Consider the following 16241-nt stretch of genomic DNA (forward strand, 5'->3'; position numbering starts at 1 on the left):
ACCGAACGAAATCCAGTCCACCCGCAAATCCGTGACACAGCGCCCGCACCGGACTTGAGATGTTTGTACTGACTGCGCGCTATCGTGCTACTTGCGCAGCGGCTTGGGCAGCGGAATGCCGGCGGCGATAACGGCGGCGATGATCATGCAGACGATACCCTTGAGCGGGAAGCACATGAGCAGCAGGCCCACGACCATGACCGGCTGACGCATGACCGCACCCATCATCGATGCCGTGCAGACGGCGACGCAAAAGACCGGATCGGCGCCGGTGAAGACAGCAAGGCCGTAGCCCAGGCTTACGCCCGAGAAGATAACCGGGAAGAAGTGGCCGCCGCGCCAGCCCATGTTGATAAGGGCGGGCGTCAGCATGGCCTTGACAAGACCGGTTGCAATGAGTACGCCAGCGGGAATGGTCATATAGGTCTCCATGAGCACATCGGCCTGCGTCTCGCCGGCAAACATGGTGTAGGGCAGGACCGTGCCGCAAATGGCGAGCGCCAAACCGGCCAGCATGGCCTTGATGACAGGGTGCTCCCCCATGGCGTGGGCCAGTGCCTCGCTCGCGTGCTCCGAAACAAAGTACAGCCAGCCACAGACAGTGCCGATGAGCGCCAGGGGAATAAGCCAGGCAAGCTCGAGGTTGCCCACCTGAGCAGCCTCGAACCTCGGCATACCCATACCGCCGCCCATAAGCTGGCCGAGCAACAGATAGGTGCCCAAGCCGCCGGCAATCGCGATGCCGTAGACCACGGTCTTTTGCGCCTTGGGCAGCTTGATGGTGATCTCGTCGGACGCTGAGTCCTCATCGTCGTCGGCGCCCTGGCCGTCGGCGCTGCCGGCGAGCGGCGCCACAAAGCCAAAGACAGGCGCGGTAAAGAGCGCCGTCAGGGCAGCCTGGGTACCCAGCAGCGTGAGTTGCCTAAACTCGGCGCCAAAGCAACGCATGCGGTCGCCGACCCAGCTGCACAGACCTGCAATGACACCGGTCAGGCCAGCCTCCGGTCCAATGCTTCCGCCAAACAGCAACGGCAGCAATGCCGCAAGAGATAGCTTGCCGAGGTTGTCGTACGGGTAGCGGCAGTCGCGCTTTACCTTGGCCATCACCTGGTTGAGGTCATCGGTCTTGGTGCCCGTCATCTTTTCGTACAGACCGATCAGCAGGCCGCCCAGCAGGCAGACGAAAAACGGGTACGGTAAAAAACCGAACGGACCGCTCGCGAGCTCGGGCGAAGCGACGCCCAGCATTTGCGGAATCTCGGTCCATAGATAGTCGATACCGTGCTCCATCGCAAAAAAGAACAGCCAGACCGCAGCGCCTGCGAAAGCGCCAGTCACAGCAACGCTAGCTAAAAACAGCGCACGGTTTTTGGGTTTTGCCAGGTTACCCATCGGGTCCTCCCGTGGTCAAAGTCAACATAGATACGCCTTATTGTAGGGCGAGCATTGTCCAGACGAGCCAACCATCTGCGCCCCAAACGACACCATTGAGTGCCAGGGCACTACGGATGCGAACCTCAACTCCCAATAATCGAGGCAATCTCGCGCAAATCGTCGGCAAAGTAGATGCCTTGCTGGCGCTGCGGACTCGATAAGCCCTTATCGATCATATGCCCGAGCAGCGCCTTGAGGTCGTTGTAGTAACCGTCCAGGTTATACAGGATGCACGGAGCACTCAGGTGTCCCAACGATACCGCAGACATGACCTCGGCAATCTCCTCGAGCGTGCCCGTCCCGCCGGGAAAGGCAATGAAGGCATCGCCAAGCTCAATCATCTTGGCTTTGCGCTCAGCCATATCGCTCGTCACGATAAGGTCGTCAATACCTTCGTGTTGAAACTCTGCCTCGATAAAAAAGCTCGGCTCAACGCCCGTCACATGCCCGCCAGCATCGAGCACGCTATCGGCAAGCGCGCCCATCAGGCCCGATTTAGACCCGCCGTATACCAGCGCGTGCCCGTTGGAGCCAATCCAGTTGCCCAGCTCTTGCACCGCAGGCAGAAACGCCGGGTCATTGCCGACGCTGGCGCCCAGATACACGGTGATATTCATATTCAGTCCCCCTCGTCGTGACGCACGGCGCCCGTTCTAGCGTTGGCGTCGGCGATATTCGCGTACGCGGCGCGACAGGTCAGCGAGCTCGTCACGATCGAGCTCTTCCAAATGCTCAAGATCATCCATAAAGCGCGCCATGGTGTCCTTTTGGCGCAGTTTAATGAGCGTATTGCAGTAGTTCACCGCCACACCCGTGAGCATGGCGATGTAGAAGATGCTGATGACGCTCAGGACGACGGTAATAGCGCGGGCGACCGGCGTTTCGGCCGGGATATCGCCAAAGCCGATGGTCGAGACCGTCTCAAAGCTAAACCAGAGACCATCGCCAAACGTGAGGGTCGTGGGCTCGGACAGCCAGACAGCCGTCGAGCACAGCAGGTAAAAGATAAGAAACAGGCCCGTGATGCGTGCAAAGCCAGCCTGTCGCAACACGTCGGCAAGCGTCCTCAACTTGTTCATCGCGACCCCTTTTCCCAGACGCCCAATCACATTCGCTCGGTATTGTCCCACGCCTTCCCCGCAAACGGAACCAGTCGTCGGGGACGCTTCTAAACGGCGGGTTATGAAGGACCGTCCCCGTGGCAAAACGGCATACGTTTCAATCTGCGACAAATAGGACATCCCCACAGGTCTCACGGCCCGAACGAGTATCTTGATATAGACATACCGCCCACCGCCGTGCCCGCAGCACGCAAAAAGAAAGGGAGTCCACAATGTTTAGGCCTCTTCGCAGAAAAAAGCGCGCCATCACCGATAAACAGGCGCGAGAGCTGCTCGCCGATTGCAAGCGCGGCGTTTTTGCCGTCAACGGCGACGATGGCTATCCCTATGCCATTCCCGTCAATTACTTCTTTGACACCGAGCACGACAAAATTTATTTTCATGGTGCCAAGGCAGGACACAAGGTCGACGCACTCAAACGAAACGACAAAGTCTGCTTTACCGTCTATGGCAACGATTGGTATAAGGATGACGACTGGGCACCCTATGTTCAGAGCACCGTGGTTTTTGGCCGCTGTCGCCTCGTGAACGATGACCCGGCATTTGTCGAAGATACAATCCGCCAGCTCGCCCTCAAATACTACCCTTCCGCCGAGGAGGCCGAAGAGGAGATCAAACAAAGCATAGGGGGCGTCCAGCTGTATGAAATTACGGTTGAGCACCTTTGCGGCAAGCAGATTCAGGAAAAATAGCAAACGCGGAAAACGTGCTCGCAGCCCTCTGTGCCCTCTGTGCCCTATGCGCCCACGCACGCTAACGGCGTGGGCGCAGACCGCGGCGGCCGAATCGCTTGCCCCCTATACCCCAAAAACGTAGCGGTCCAAGCGGTCGCACGCCTCCCTTACACGCGAAAGCGGCAGTGCTAGATTCACGCGAATGTGGCAAGATCCGTGGAACGGACGGCCGTCCTGATAGCCCACGCCCACACGCGCGCCCTCATCGAGCAGCCACTGAATATCGCGGCCATGCTCGCGGCACCACTCCGTGCAGTCTAGGAACACCATATAGGTGCCCTGCGGGCGCGAATAGGACACGCCCTCAAAATGCTCGTCCACGTAATCGCAGAAGTAGTCAATGTTGCCCTCGATGACCTCGTTGAGTTCATCGACCCACTCGTAGCCCTGCGGCTGGTAGGCGCCGATAAGCGCATGCATCGAAAGGACATTCATCTCGTTATAGTGGGTCATATTGGACACGGCGCTCACGCGATCGCGCAGCGTCTCGTTATAGATGATGTGGTAGCTGCCGACCAGGCCCGCCAGGTTAAACGTCTTGCTCGGCGCATAGAGGGCGACCGTGCGCATGCGGGCATCCTCGCTCACCGACTGCGTCGGGATATGCTTGTGGCCGGGCATGATGATGTCGGACCAGATCTCGTCCGAGATCACCACGCAATCGAGCCGGCGATAGATGTCCATGGCGCGCTCAATCTCATCGCGCTCCCATACGCGGCCGCAGGGGTTATGCGGCGAGCAGAACACCGCGGCATGGATATGGTTTTGGACGAGCTTGCGCTCCATGTCCTCAAAGTCCATGCGCCACACACCCTGGTCGTCGAGCTTAAGCGGGCTGTGGACAATGCGATAGCCCGCGGCTTCGATAGACTTGGTAAAGCCGATGTAGGTAGGGCTGTGGACCAGCACCGCATCGCCTGGCTGAACATACGCACGCAGCGTCGACACGACACCGCCCAGCACGCCGTTTTCGTAGCCGATATGTTCAGGGCGCAGACCCTCGACGCCATTGCGGCGGCTCTGCCATTCGATGATGCGGTCGAAATACTCGGAGCGCGGGTTAAAGTAGCCAAACATGGGATGCTGAGCGCGCTGAATGATGTGCTCCTGGACCGTAGGCACCGTGGCAAAGTTCATGTCGGCCACCCACATGGGAATGCGGTCGAAGCCCTCGTCAGGCGCGTTCGGAGCCATGCCGGGGATCTCGCCCCAAGAGTCAGCGGCGATGGAGTCCATGCCGTGGCGGTCGATGATTGAAGTGAAGTCGTATTTCTTGCTGGACTCCCGTGCAAAGTAGACTGTTTCGATAGGCGCTATTGTCCACCAGCGTGGGCGGTTTTGGCGCGGGGTTTGGCGCTTAATTTGACGGGTGCAGACGAATGGCAGGTTAGTCTTGCGCGTCGTTGACGGCAACTACGGTTAGCTGGGTTTCGTCGACCGTAAAAGATATGTCGAGCCCGGCGAAGGCCAGATGATAGACGCGGTTCGGCTCGTGCTTGCTGCCTGCGCGGCGCGGGTCTTGGCGCAGGACCTCGACCAGGCCGGGGAGCTTTGTGGGCGGGACCATATCCTGCAGCGTCTGCGGGAACTCGATGTCGAGCTCTTGCCACGGAGCATCCTCAATCCAGCCGCCGGTCGCATCCGGGTGACAGTCCGCAAACGGAATGTAGGGCTTAATGTCGTAGATGGGCGTGCCGTCGCGCAGATCGGCCCCCAGCACATGGATGATGGGGCCATCGTCGGTGAGCTCAACGTGATCGAGCCTTACGCAGGTAAGTCCGATAGGATTGGGGCGAAACGGGCTGCGCGTGGCAAAGACGCCCACGCGCTCGGCTCCGCCCAGACGCGGCGGGCGCACAGTTTTCGACCACTTGGCATTGGTGCCGGACCTGTCCTGCGTCTTGGCATCGACGGCGATGTCTTCGGCCGTGCCGCCGGGCGTTCCGTTTTCAAAGCGCCAGAGCAGCCACAGGTGAGAGAAGGAGTCCAGACCCTCAACTGACGCGCTGGAAGCATATTCCGGCTCAAAGACAATGCGCCCCTCAAGATGGGGCGCCAAAAAGCTGTTGCGCGGAATGCCGAACTTCTGCGGCAGGTCGGTATGTATGTGTGCGATAGGTTCCATGCCGGTCATTGTACGGCATGGAGGCGTGGGGCGTTGCGCGCAATTCTTCGCCGCGGTCCTCCGTCGTGCAACCAACGGTTGCTTGGAAGGGCACCTGCTGCCGCGTATGCTTAAGCCATCAACCAGCAGAAAGGAGCCGCTATGGCCTTTGCAGAAAAGCTCATCGCCGTCCGTCGCGCCCATCACCTTACCCAGGAGCAGCTCGCCGCCAAGCTCTTCGTCACACGCCAAGCCGTCAGCCGTTGGGAGCGTGGCGAGGTCATACCGGGCATCGACATGATGAAGCTCATCGCCGCCGTGACCGGCGAGCCACTGTCTCATCTGCTTGAAATGCCCGAGCACTATTGCCAGAGCTGCGGCATGATACTCACGCCCGACGACTGCGGCACCGATGCTGCGGGTACCGCGACCGACCATTACTGCAAGTGGTGCTACGACCATGGCCAGTACACCTACGACACCACCATGGAGGCAATGATCGAGGATTGTGCCCCGCGGCTGGCGCAAAACACCGGCATGTCGCTCGACGAAGCCGTCTCGCTCATGGGCGCCGTCCTGCCGCAACTGGAGCGCTGGCACACCGTGCAGGAAAACGAGGAGCGCTACGGCGCCGAAGCGCGGGCGCGCTATGGCGATGAGGCTATCGATGCAGCAAACGAGGCGCTGCTGGACATGGACCCCGAGACATGGAACGACATGAAGGAACTTGAACGCGCTATTCTGGGCCAGCTCTCGATTGCCATGGGCATTGGCGACCCAGAGAGCAACGAGGCTCGTAAGCTTGTCGCGATGCATCGTCGCTGGATTGCTCTCAACTGGGGATGCGAGCCCCAAGACGAGGCGTACCTGGGCCTCGCCCACGGTTATCTTGCCGACCAGCGCTTTGTTGACTACTACGACAAGCCCTGCGCCACCGGAGCCACGGCGTTTCTGGTCCAGGCCATCGAGTCTTCGTTGACGCGCGCATAGACCGCGGCGGCTTTGGGTATTTCAATCAAAACCTCAACCGATTGGAGACCTATGGCTACTAATCACGAGCTCGCGCTGTACGTTATGACCGGCTGCCCGTATTGCTTAAAGGTCAAGCACTTTTTGGCCGATAACGGCGTGACCATTCCCGAGCGCAATATCTCGACCGATTCCGATGCCGAACAGACACTCATCGCCGTCGGCGGAAAACGCCAGGTTCCCTGCCTGTTCATCGACGGCAAACCACTCTACGAATCGAGCGACATCATCGCGTGGGTGCAGGAAAACCTGCTCTAGTACGCACGCTCTGTCCGTCCAGGGCCCCAACCCATACGACCCAAACATGTACACCAGCATCCAAAGTCGACATTTTTCGACATCTTTGGATGCTGGCGTACAGCTTTTTGCATGGGCCCAGCACAGGCGATCCGTTCTTCTCCGTCCCCAAGGGATCATTTAGCCACAAAAGCGGGCGATGGGCGCAAGTGGCTGCTCGCGAAAGACACGCTCGACGGCGGCACGGTATTCATCGACCTTTTTGGTCTTGCGTACGAGCTTGTGAACGGTCGCGGGATCGGCGAAGGCGCATTTGGCGTAGAACCACCACTCCTTCATGCGAAAGACCGCGTTGCCCCCAATCTCGTCCGCATAGGCCGCAAACAGCATGTCATGGAAGCGTTGCAGCTCAGCGGCGGTAGCGGCAGGGTCGCCCTTAACCATGCGAGCCAGCGCGGGATTCGCAAGCAAGCCGCGCCCCAACATTACGTGGCGTGTTCCGGGATAGGCCTTCACCAGCGCATCCATGTCCTCAAGATCAAAGATGTCGCCGTTATAGGCCACGGGGAACGGCGCCCGTTCCAGCGTCTCGCCGTAAAACTCTTTGCGCGGTGAGCCCGTATAACGGTCCTTTTGCACGCGCGGATGCACGATCAACTCCGCCAGCGGCATTCGGCAATAGAGGTCGAGCACGCGCTCGTACTCGTCATCGCATTCGAGCCCCAGTCTGGTCTTGACCGACACCGGCAAGGGCGAGCGTTCGCACACGTCGCTCAAGAACACCTCGAGCTCATCCAGGTTGCGCAGAAAGCCCGAACCCTTTCCTTTGGCGACAACCGTACCCGAGGGGCAGCCAAGGTTGAGGTTGACCTCGCGGTAGCCCATATCGGCAAGCACCTGTGCCGCCCACACAAACTCGTCCGCATTCTTGGACATCAGCTGGGGCACCACGTTAAGTCCCTGGTTATTAGCAGGGTCGATCTCTTTAAACGCCTTGCCGCCAAAGCGATTGCCCACCCGCGGCGGCGGCAAAAACGGCGTGTAATAACAATCGAGCGCGCCGAAGCACTCCGCATGCACGCGACGGAACACATGCCCGGTAATGCCCTCCATAGGGGCCAGCGATAAATACATCAACATCCATTCTCAAATCAATGTGACAAAGGAACAGTCCCTTTGTCACATTATTCGGAGCGTAGGGCTTCCACGGGGTCTTTCTTGGATGCACTGCGGGCAGGTAGCAGGCCAGCAACGACCGTCAGTAGCACCGAAATTGCGATGAGCATCAGCGCGTCTTGAACGGGCAGGCTCATCAGATTGGGAACCTGCTTGGCCGCAAGCGCCCAGGCATTAACCGGAAGGCTCACAGCCACCACGACGACAATGGCAAAGACGCCGGCAATGAGGCCTTCGATAAAGGTCTCGGCATTGAATACGTTGGCCACGTTACGCTTCGATGCGCCAATCGCGCGCAGGATGCCAATCTCCTTTTTGCGCTCCAGCACGCTGATGTAGGTGATGATGCCGATCATGATGGAGCTCACCATCAAACTGATACTCACGAATGCGATGAGCACCAAGCTGATGGTGTTCACGATGTCGGTCACCGAACCCATGATGATGCCCATGTAGTCGGTGTACGAGATCGCCTGTTCATCGTGGCCAGTGGCTTTAACCTGCTTGTTGTACGCATCGATGTGATCGAGTACGCGCTCCTTGGCCTCAAAGTCACGCGGGAAAATCTTGACCGAGATGGGGTCTGCCTCGTCCGCATAGCCCAACGTGGTCAGATTGTTATCGTAGGTGAGCTTTGACGCCTTGGCATAGCTCATCATGAGCGAGCTCAGGTCCTCGGCGTCCATGTTGAAGTGAATGGCACGAGCGAAGGCACCCGCATCCACGCGCATGGCGCTCGCCAAGTTGGCAAAACTCGAAGACATCTGCGTCGCCATTTGGTCCATAAGTCCCGCCGCACCCATCTTGAGCTGGGCCGATACCGTCATCGCGATCTGCTCGCTGATTGTCTTGGTCACCTGATCCATAGACTGCTGCAGATACGGAGCCAGCTGCTTTTGCACATAGTCGGTCATCGCGTGCTCAAGACGCTCGGCCAGGGCATCGCCGCCGAGCGCCTTGAGCTGAGCCAGGTATTGCTGGGCGTCGGCATCATGCTCAAGATACGTCGAGAAAGCGGCAGCAAGCTTTGACGCGTCTTTAAGATCTTCGGGCGACAGCGCCTTAAACTGATCCGACTGTATAAAGCCCTCAAACAGCTGGTTGGCAAGCGTTCCCACCTGCTGCATTTGCTCGGGTGTGAGCTCCAGACCGTCAAAGATGCCCGAGAAATCTGGAGCCGGCGCTTTGGCCATGATGTCGCTGAAGTCGATGTCCTTCCCAACGCCCGAAAGGTCAATGTCCAGACCGGACAAGTCGATACCAGAAAGGTCCATACCGCTGGCCGCACCCGAGAGCGCAGACGTATCGAGCGAGAACGCGCTCTTTAGCGCCGCCTCGTCCACGCTGAACATGCTGCCCAGATCAACGCCTTGCTTGGCCTCGCCTTGCAGCTCATCAAAGGTTTTACCCGTAAAGACATCCGTCTCGGGGCGGGCAAGCTGCTCCTGCACGATCTGCGAATCGGCAGCGCGCTCCATAAGCTGGCGAGTCAGCGCATGCGTGTAGGCAATGCCCGGGGACAATGCACTCGCGTTAGCCGTCTCGTTGGGTCGCACCACGCCCACAATGCGCACGTCGATACCGTCAGCAACCTTGGACGCCATAAAGTCGGCATCGCCAGACATGTCAGTCCACATGCCGGTCTCTTCGTTTTTGCGATAGGCATCGGCCGGCGACAACACCTTAAATGTCGTGGACAGCGCATCGTCGTAGGTAAAGTCGGTGCCGGTCTCGGGCGTCTCGACCTTGCCGTCGGCCGTCATGGCGCTGTTGACCAGGTCATTGAGCTCATCGATATCCAGCGCACCGATGCTATAGAGCGTATAGTCGCCCACCGTGCCGCGGCTCGAAAGCACCATCACGGCCTCGTTGGCGGACGTGGGCCAATGGCCGGCAACGACATCGTACTGGCTGTCGAGCAGGCTCTGGTCGTCAATCATCTCGTTAAAGACCGAGGTTCCCATGGAATCCATGCTCACCGTTGCCGCCGAGCTCGCGCCTCCGCTCATGGCCTCGGTCATGGCGTTGGGCACCAGCCGGACAGGCTTCTCATCGCCCTTGCCGGCACGATAGACAACCGGCGATACACCGTAGCCGTACTGAATGGCGTTGACCTCTTTATCGATGCCGTCGCCACCGGCATCGAGCCATGCCTTAAAGCTCGTCATGTCATTGGACTTAACGCTCGCAAACATATCCTTTACGGCCGTGACCACAGGAATCTTATCGGTTCCCTTAGCCTCGCCGCCGGCACTGTCGTCGGACGAATCCACGCTTTCAGACGAACCGTCATCCGTGGCCCCCTCTCCGCCCATCATGGACGACAGGTCGTAATCCTGCTTGGAAATGCTGAGTGGGTAGCTCGAGAGCGTGTCCTCCTCAACCTTTTTGATGTAGCCGTTTACGCCATTGGAGAGTGCCAGGATCGCCGCAATGCCGATAATGCCAATCGAGCCCGCAAAGGCCGTCATGGCCGTACGGCCCTTCTTGGTCATGAGGTTTCGGGCAGAAAGCCCCAGCGCCGTCACAAAGCTCATCGAGGTTTTGCGCGTAGGCTTGGCCTCGCGGCGCGCGGCCTTGGCAACATCAAAGGGGTCGGAATCGTCGGTGATCTTGCCGTCCGCCAGGTTGACGATGCGCGTAGCGTACTTGTACGCCAGCTCGGGATTGTGCGTGACCATAATGACCAGACGGTCGCGCGCCACGTCCTTGAGCAAATCCATGACCTGCACGGATGTCGTTGAGTCTAGGGCGCCGGTCGGCTCGTCTGCCAGCACGATCTCGGGGTCGTTGATCAGGGCGCGGGCGATGGCCACGCGCTGCATCTGTCCGCCCGATAGCTGGCTCGGGCGTTTGTTAACGTGCTCGCCCAGGCCAACTTTCTCCAACGCCTCGCGCGCACGCTGGCGGCGCTCGGCATGCCCCACACCCGTGAGCGTGAGCGCCAACTCAACGTTTTCCAAAATGGTCTGATGCGGAATGAGGTTATAGCTCTGGAACACAAAGCCAATGCGATTGTTTCTGTAGGCATCCCAATCGCGGTCGCTGAAGTCCTTGGTCGAGATGCCGTCGATCAGCAAGTCGCCGGAATCAAAATGATCGAGTCCACCAATGACGTTGAGCATCGTAGTTTTTCCCGAGCCCGAGGGACCCAGGATGGCCACGAACTCGTTATCGCGAAAAGACAGGCTTACGCTGTCGAGCGCCACCTGCGTAAACGACTGCGCAACATACCTTTTGCAAATATCTCTGAGATCCAGCATGGACGGCAACCTCTCCCCCGCCGTTCGCGTTCGACACGTTTGACCTACTCTATCAGCTTTTCTGCCGGTACCAGTAAGGAATGTAGCGAACAAAAAAACGGGACAGCACGCCGCATGGCGCACCATCCCGCGTATAACATCCCCGATGCGACAAAGAGGCTGTCACTTTGTCACATTCCAATGCGCGCTACTTTTCGAGCCCGCACGGCATAACGTTAGCGCTGCCGCGGCGAGCCTCAGTCACGGCTGCAAAGAAGCGATAGCCGCCCGAGAAGTTAAAGCACTCAAAGCCATGCTGCGCCAAAATGCGGCAAGCAATGTAGCTGCGAATGCCGCTCTGGCAAATCACGTAAACCGGCTTGGCCCGGTCGAGCTCGCCCAGGCGATTGCGCAGATCATCGACGGGAATGTTTACGAAACCATCGATATGCCCGCGCTCATACTCCCCTTCCGTACGAACATCGAGCAGCCGCACGCTGCCATCGCGTGGCAAGTTGGGCTCATCCTCCCAATGCCACTGCGCCAGTATGCCGCGATTGAGGTTCTCGATCATAAAGCCCGCCATATTGACGGGATCCTTCGCCGATGAATACGGCGGCGCGTATGCTAGGTCCAAATCCTTAAGCCTATCGCCGCGCATGCCTGCCTGGATGGCAGTCGCCAGGACGTCGATACGCTTGTCCACACCATCGATGCCCACGATTTGCGCACCCAGCAGGCGCAATCCCTGCTTCTCGAAGACAACCTTCATGGTCATGGGCGTTGCACCCGGATAATAACCCGCATGCGAACCGGGCGACAGGACCACGCTGTCGCAGTCAATTCCCGCCGCGTGTGCTGCCTTTTCGGATAGTCCCGTGCTTGCCGCCGTCAAGTCGAATACCTTGATAACCGATGAGCCCAACGATCCGAGGTAGCAGCTGTCCATGCCAGCTATGACATCGGCGACGACACGCCCCTGCTTGTTGGCGGGGCCGGCGAGCGAAATGACCGCGTCCTCGCCGGTCACCTGATGCGTGACCTGCACGGCATCGCCCACGGCATACACGTCGGCAGCAGAGGTCTCCATGCGGTCGTTGACCACAATAGCCCCCTTGATGCCCAGTTCGAGCCCCGCCTCTTGCGCCAGATGGCTCTCAGGTGCCACGCCAATGGCAAGCAGCACCATATCGGCTCCGATAGGGTCATCGCCCGCAACATGGGTGACAACGCGGCCATCAACTTCCTCAAAACCTGTCACATCGGCCTTGAGGCGCAGATCGATACCGTGCTCACGCACCTCGGTATGCAAAAGGGTCGCCATGTCGTAATCCAGGTTGTTCATAAGCTGGACGGGACGCTGCAGAAGGGTCACCTGGAGCCCCAGCTCACACAGATTCTCCGCCGTCTCGACGCCAATGAAGCCGCCGCCGATCACGACGGCACTGCTCGGTCGCCGCTCTCGAACATAGCTGTGAATACGCAGCGTGTCCTCAACGGTGCGTAGGCTAAAGATTTTATCCGAGTCGATGCCCGGCAACGCAGGGCGGATCGGCTTTGCACCCGGCGACAGGATGAGCTTGTCATACGTCTCGACAAATTCCTCGCCCGTCAGCATATTGCGAACCTCGACCGTATGCGAATCGGGATGGATGGCAAACACCTCGTGACTCGTCTTGACCGCAATGCGAAAGCGATCCCAAAAGCCCTTGGGAGACTGCAGCGTCAATGCGCTCTCTTCTTCTATCACGCCGCCAATGTAGTACGGAAGCCCACAGTTGGCATACGATACAAAACCCGTGCGCTCAAAGATGACAATTTGGGCCTGCTCGTCGAGTCTGCGCAAACGTGCCGCCGCCGATGCGCCGCCCGCGACGCCTCCAACGATAACCACCTTCATAGCCAACGCACCACCTTTCCCGTGTAGCCGCTTATGCCGCCGATATTCTTGACACTGCCATACCCAGAACGCTTAAGAAAACTCACAGCTTGGTTGCTTCGCGCACCGCTCAGGCAATGCACGAAAAGCTGCGTGCCCTTGTCTGGATACAGCTCAAGCACCTGGTTGATACGATTGAGCGGAACGTTGACGCTGCCCGGAATGTGGCCCTGTCCATGCTCGTCAGCACTCCTCACGTCGAGCAGCACCGCCCCCTTAGAAGCCTTCCATTCCTGGACGCCCACATTAATGTCCGGTCCTGCAAACAAATCAAACAATCCCATAGCGCACTCCTTTGCTGGTTGCTTTGGGCAAGTATGCCAAGGCACTGCGGTCGCGTTCTGTGACCAAGTCACCAAACGGAAAATATGTTGCCGACGGCAGATGCAGCTGCGCGGTAGGTCTAGACCAACCGTGCTAACCCATCTACATCACGCACGATAATCCGTCCGCGCCTAATCTCGATGAGCCCGTCCTGCGCAAGACGTCGCAGAGCGCGCGTCACCGCTTCGCGCGCAGAGTTGATGTCGCGTGCAAGCTCGTCTTGCGTTACGGCAACTTCTGCTGTGCCCGCAGCTCGGCAATGCTCGAGCACGTAGCTGGCGACGCGCTGATCGAGGCGCTTAAAGAGCATCTGCTGCAGCACGCATACCACCTGGGAGTAGCGCTTCACCTCAACCTGGAGCATAAAGGCCTTAACGTAGACATTATCGCGGGCGAGCTGGGCACACACGCTCGCAGGCACCACCAAAAGCGATGGCCTGCGTGCTGTAACCACCATGGTGTCAAATGAAATCTGCTCGATAACGCACGAGGCCGTGGTGACACAGCACTCTCCGCAGCCAACCCTAAACAGCGTGACCTCCTTGCCTTCCTCGGAAAGCAGGCTCACGCGAATGTCACCTTCGATAATAAAAACAATGCCAGTGCAAGAATTTCCGCTGCTACCGATTATCTGCCCGGCATCAAAGGATCGCAGCGACGAGCGCTCTGCCACGAGCGTCTGCTCATCGGATGTAAGTTGTCCCCAAAACGGCAACCGCTCGACCATGCTGCCGACCATAGCCGCCCCCTTTCGACGTATACCCATGATGCTACCCCGAAGCAGAAAAAAGAGTCGCTGTTTCTAGCGACTCCCCTTCAGTTGTCTGTCCCACGGACTTACTGTTCGCTCTTCGCGAGTGCCTGATCGATCAGTTTGTTGAGCGCCTCGCGCTGCTCAGCGGAGTTGATGCCGCCCATGATCGGCTCTCCCACAATGTTACCGTTCTGGTCGATCACATAGGTGGTCGGGAACGAGTACAGGTTGGAGGTGAACTTTCCGGCCTCGCTGTCCGACTTAAACCAGATGTTCTTATACGTCACGCCCTTCTTGGAAAGCACGTCCTTGGCATCGGCCACCTCGTCTTTGTTGCCATCGAGCGTAAAGGAATTAACGCCCACGACCTGGCCGCCCTTCTCGGCAAGCTCCTTGTTGAGCTTCTCCAGATCGCCCAGCTCTCCCACGCACGGCTTGCAGGTGGTAAACCAGAAGTTCATGACGGTGACCTTGTTCTTGGAGAACAGCTCGTCGCTGTTTACATCGTTGCCGTCCAAGTCCTTGCCCTTAAAGCTGGGAAACTTCGTCTCCCCGCTCTCGCCGTTGGTCATGCCTGCGGTCGAGGCATCGACGCTCTCCCCCTCGCCGGGCGTGCTGCCGCATCCGGGGAACTCCTTCTCCAGCGCCATGAGCTTGTCCTCGATCTCCTTGACCTGCTGCGCGCCCGCCTTAAGCGTCTTAAGCTCGTCAGCCGCAAACTGATCCTTGGCGCCCTCGATGGTATCGAGCAAGAAGTCACCGTAGTTCTTGCCGTCCTCAATCATGGGAGTGTCTTTGTTGGCCGCAAGGAACACCTTTTCCCATAGGGCGTTATCGCTCGCAAAGATCTCGTTTTCCTTTTGCAGCAGCTGCTGGTACAGCTCGGCCGCCTCCTCGGCACTCGACGGCTTTTGCGCTATGAGCTCGGCAATCTGCGCATCGCCGCTCGTGGCATCCTTCGCGTCGCCCTTGGGGGCAGAGCACGCCGCGAGAGTCAGCGCCAGCACGGGCAGCATCAACAGAGCCGCAATTTTTGACAGTTTCATGGTTCCTCCGTTTATATCGAAACTTATATAGGTACCTATTTGTTTTCGCAGGCTTGCGTGGACTGCGCGGGTTTGTCGCCCGTCAAACCCAGCCCGTAGCGAAAGCTAATAGCATCGACGGGGCACGCGCCCACGCATTTGCCGCAACGAATGCACTCGGCATGGTCGGGCGTACGCGTAACGTCCACGTCCATCTGGCACACCTTGGCGCACTTGCCGCACGAGACGCATTTACAATGATCAACCCGAATCCCCAGCAATGACACCTTGTTCATGAGCGCATAAAATGCGCCGAGGGGGCAAATCCATTTGCAGAAGGGGCGATAGAACAGCACGCTCAGCACCGCAACCACAATGAGGATCGCGAGCTTCCAAGAAAAGAGCTTTCCCAGCGCGGAGCGGATTCCCACGTTCATGATGGACAGCGGAATCGCGCCCTCGAGCACACCTTGCGGGCAGATGTACTTGCAAAAGAACGGGTCGCCCATACCCACATCGTTAACCACCAAGACGGGCAGCAGCACCACGGCAAACAGCAGCACGGCATACTTGATGTACGTGAGCGGCTTGAGCTTTTTCGTGGAGAGCTTTTTGCTGGGAATCTTATGAAAAAGCTCTTGTAGCCATCCAAACGGGCACAAAAAGCCGCATACAAAACGTCCCAGCAGCACGCCGATCAGAATGAGCGTTCCGGTGACGTAATACGAAAAGCTAAACTTAGACGAGCCCACCACCGACTGAAACGACCCGATGGGGCACGCACCCGAGGCCGCCGGACACGAGTAGCAGTTGAGGCCCGGCACGCAGACGGCTTTGCCCGCTCCCTGGTAGATGCCGCCCTTGGCAAAGTTAGGCAGGTGAATATTGGTCGCAAGCGTCGCCGCCGCCTGAATCAATCCACGAAATCGCGCTAAAAGATGCGATGCAGTGTTTTTTCTTTTATCCAATTCCGATACACTCCAAGCACAGCCTGATTGCCTTGGCCAGCACGGCATCTGCCTCGCCGCGCATAATTCCAAAGCCAACCATGGCTACCCCAACGATCAGCAAAGCCACCTGCGCCACAGGCTTAATCGCTTTGAACAATCTGACCACTCCTTT

At 58.5% G+C, this 16241-nt stretch carries 16 protein-coding genes; 3 read left to right on the forward strand and 13 right to left on the reverse strand.

Annotated features, from left to right (window positions below; all coding sequences use genetic code 11):
* Positions 1-87 precede the first annotated feature (87 nt).
* The 3 genes from DXD49_RS04930 to DXD49_RS04940 form a co-directional block, all read right to left on the reverse strand.
* The gene (locus DXD49_RS04930; protein WP_117763678.1) at positions 88-1392 is read right to left on the reverse strand and encodes a chloride channel protein; all 1305 of its coding nucleotides are present in this window, start codon (positions 1390-1392) and stop codon (positions 88-90) included.
* Between the two features lie 125 nt (positions 1393-1517).
* Positions 1518-2051, reverse strand: a complete 534-nt coding sequence (locus DXD49_RS04935) for a TIGR00730 family Rossman fold protein (RefSeq protein ID WP_117734577.1) — start codon at positions 2049-2051, stop codon at positions 1518-1520.
* 36 nt (positions 2052-2087) lie between these two features.
* Positions 2088-2513, reverse strand: coding sequence for a potassium channel family protein (locus tag DXD49_RS04940; RefSeq protein WP_158550201.1), 426 nt, complete (start codon positions 2511-2513; stop codon positions 2088-2090).
* A gap of 254 nt (positions 2514-2767) precedes the next feature.
* Here DXD49_RS04940 and DXD49_RS04945 point away from each other — a divergent pair, with 254 nt between their 5' ends.
* Positions 2768-3247 carry a pyridoxamine 5'-phosphate oxidase family protein gene (locus tag DXD49_RS04945; RefSeq protein WP_117734579.1) on the forward strand — a complete coding sequence of 160 codons (480 nt, stop codon included), beginning with the start codon at positions 2768-2770 and terminating at the stop codon, positions 3245-3247.
* 105 nt (positions 3248-3352) lie between these two features.
* Here DXD49_RS04945 and DXD49_RS04950 read toward each other — a convergent pair whose 3' ends face one another.
* Both DXD49_RS04950 and tsaA read right to left on the reverse strand, forming a co-directional pair.
* Entirely contained in the window at positions 3353-4525 is a 1173-nt protein-coding gene (locus tag DXD49_RS04950) for a MalY/PatB family protein (protein WP_117794369.1), read from the reverse strand.
* A gap of 151 nt (positions 4526-4676) precedes the next feature.
* Positions 4677-5414 (reverse strand): tRNA (N6-threonylcarbamoyladenosine(37)-N6)-methyltransferase TrmO, encoded by a 738-nt coding sequence (gene tsaA, locus DXD49_RS04955; RefSeq protein WP_233502110.1) that lies wholly within the window; start codon positions 5412-5414, stop codon positions 4677-4679.
* 141 nt (positions 5415-5555) lie between these two features.
* Here tsaA and DXD49_RS09650 point away from each other — a divergent pair, with 141 nt between their 5' ends.
* Positions 5556-6383, forward strand: a complete 828-nt coding sequence (locus tag DXD49_RS09650; RefSeq protein WP_117763677.1) for a TipAS antibiotic-recognition domain-containing protein — start codon at positions 5556-5558, stop codon at positions 6381-6383.
* A gap of 51 nt (positions 6384-6434) precedes the next feature.
* The gene (locus DXD49_RS04965) at positions 6435-6680 is read left to right on the forward strand and encodes a glutaredoxin (RefSeq protein WP_117763676.1); all 246 of its coding nucleotides are present in this window, start codon (positions 6435-6437) and stop codon (positions 6678-6680) included.
* Positions 6681-6839: 159 nt separating this feature from the next.
* Here DXD49_RS04965 and DXD49_RS04970 read toward each other — a convergent pair whose 3' ends face one another.
* The 8 genes from DXD49_RS04970 to DXD49_RS05005 form a co-directional block, all read right to left on the reverse strand.
* Positions 6840-7793 carry a tRNA-dihydrouridine synthase gene (locus tag DXD49_RS04970; protein ID WP_117794370.1) on the reverse strand — a complete coding sequence of 318 codons (954 nt, stop codon included), beginning with the start codon at positions 7791-7793 and terminating at the stop codon, positions 6840-6842.
* Between the two features lie 50 nt (positions 7794-7843).
* A complete protein-coding gene (locus tag DXD49_RS04975) occupies positions 7844-11098 on the reverse strand; it encodes an ABC transporter ATP-binding protein/permease (protein ID WP_117743320.1) in 3255 nt (1084 codons plus the stop codon).
* Positions 11099-11285: 187 nt separating this feature from the next.
* On the reverse strand, positions 11286-12977 hold the full coding sequence (locus DXD49_RS04980; RefSeq protein ID WP_117794371.1) for an FAD-dependent oxidoreductase: 1692 nt from the start codon (positions 12975-12977) through the stop codon (positions 11286-11288).
* Positions 12974-13300 carry a rhodanese-like domain-containing protein gene (locus DXD49_RS04985; RefSeq protein WP_117734587.1) on the reverse strand — a complete coding sequence of 109 codons (327 nt, stop codon included), beginning with the start codon at positions 13298-13300 and terminating at the stop codon, positions 12974-12976. Before DXD49_RS04985 ends, DXD49_RS04980 begins: the two co-directional genes overlap by 4 nt.
* A gap of 119 nt (positions 13301-13419) precedes the next feature.
* Positions 13420-14079 carry a Crp/Fnr family transcriptional regulator gene (locus DXD49_RS04990; protein ID WP_158564863.1) on the reverse strand — a complete coding sequence of 220 codons (660 nt, stop codon included), beginning with the start codon at positions 14077-14079 and terminating at the stop codon, positions 13420-13422.
* A 98-nt stretch (positions 14080-14177) separates the two neighbouring features.
* Positions 14178-15140, reverse strand: coding sequence for a redoxin domain-containing protein (locus DXD49_RS04995; RefSeq protein WP_117736508.1), 963 nt, complete (start codon positions 15138-15140; stop codon positions 14178-14180).
* A 35-nt stretch (positions 15141-15175) separates the two neighbouring features.
* Positions 15176-16087 (reverse strand): 4Fe-4S binding protein, encoded by a 912-nt coding sequence (locus DXD49_RS05000; protein ID WP_233505092.1) that lies wholly within the window; start codon positions 16085-16087, stop codon positions 15176-15178.
* On the reverse strand, positions 16080-16226 hold the full coding sequence (locus tag DXD49_RS05005) for a CD1871A family CXXC motif-containing protein (protein ID WP_197032826.1): 147 nt from the start codon (positions 16224-16226) through the stop codon (positions 16080-16082). The genes DXD49_RS05000 and DXD49_RS05005 overlap by 8 nt, the downstream gene beginning before the upstream one ends.
* Positions 16227-16241 lie beyond the last annotated feature (15 nt).

This window comes from Collinsella sp. TM05-38 (assembly GCF_003466445.1).
GTDB lineage: Bacteria > Actinomycetota > Coriobacteriia > Coriobacteriales > Coriobacteriaceae > Collinsella.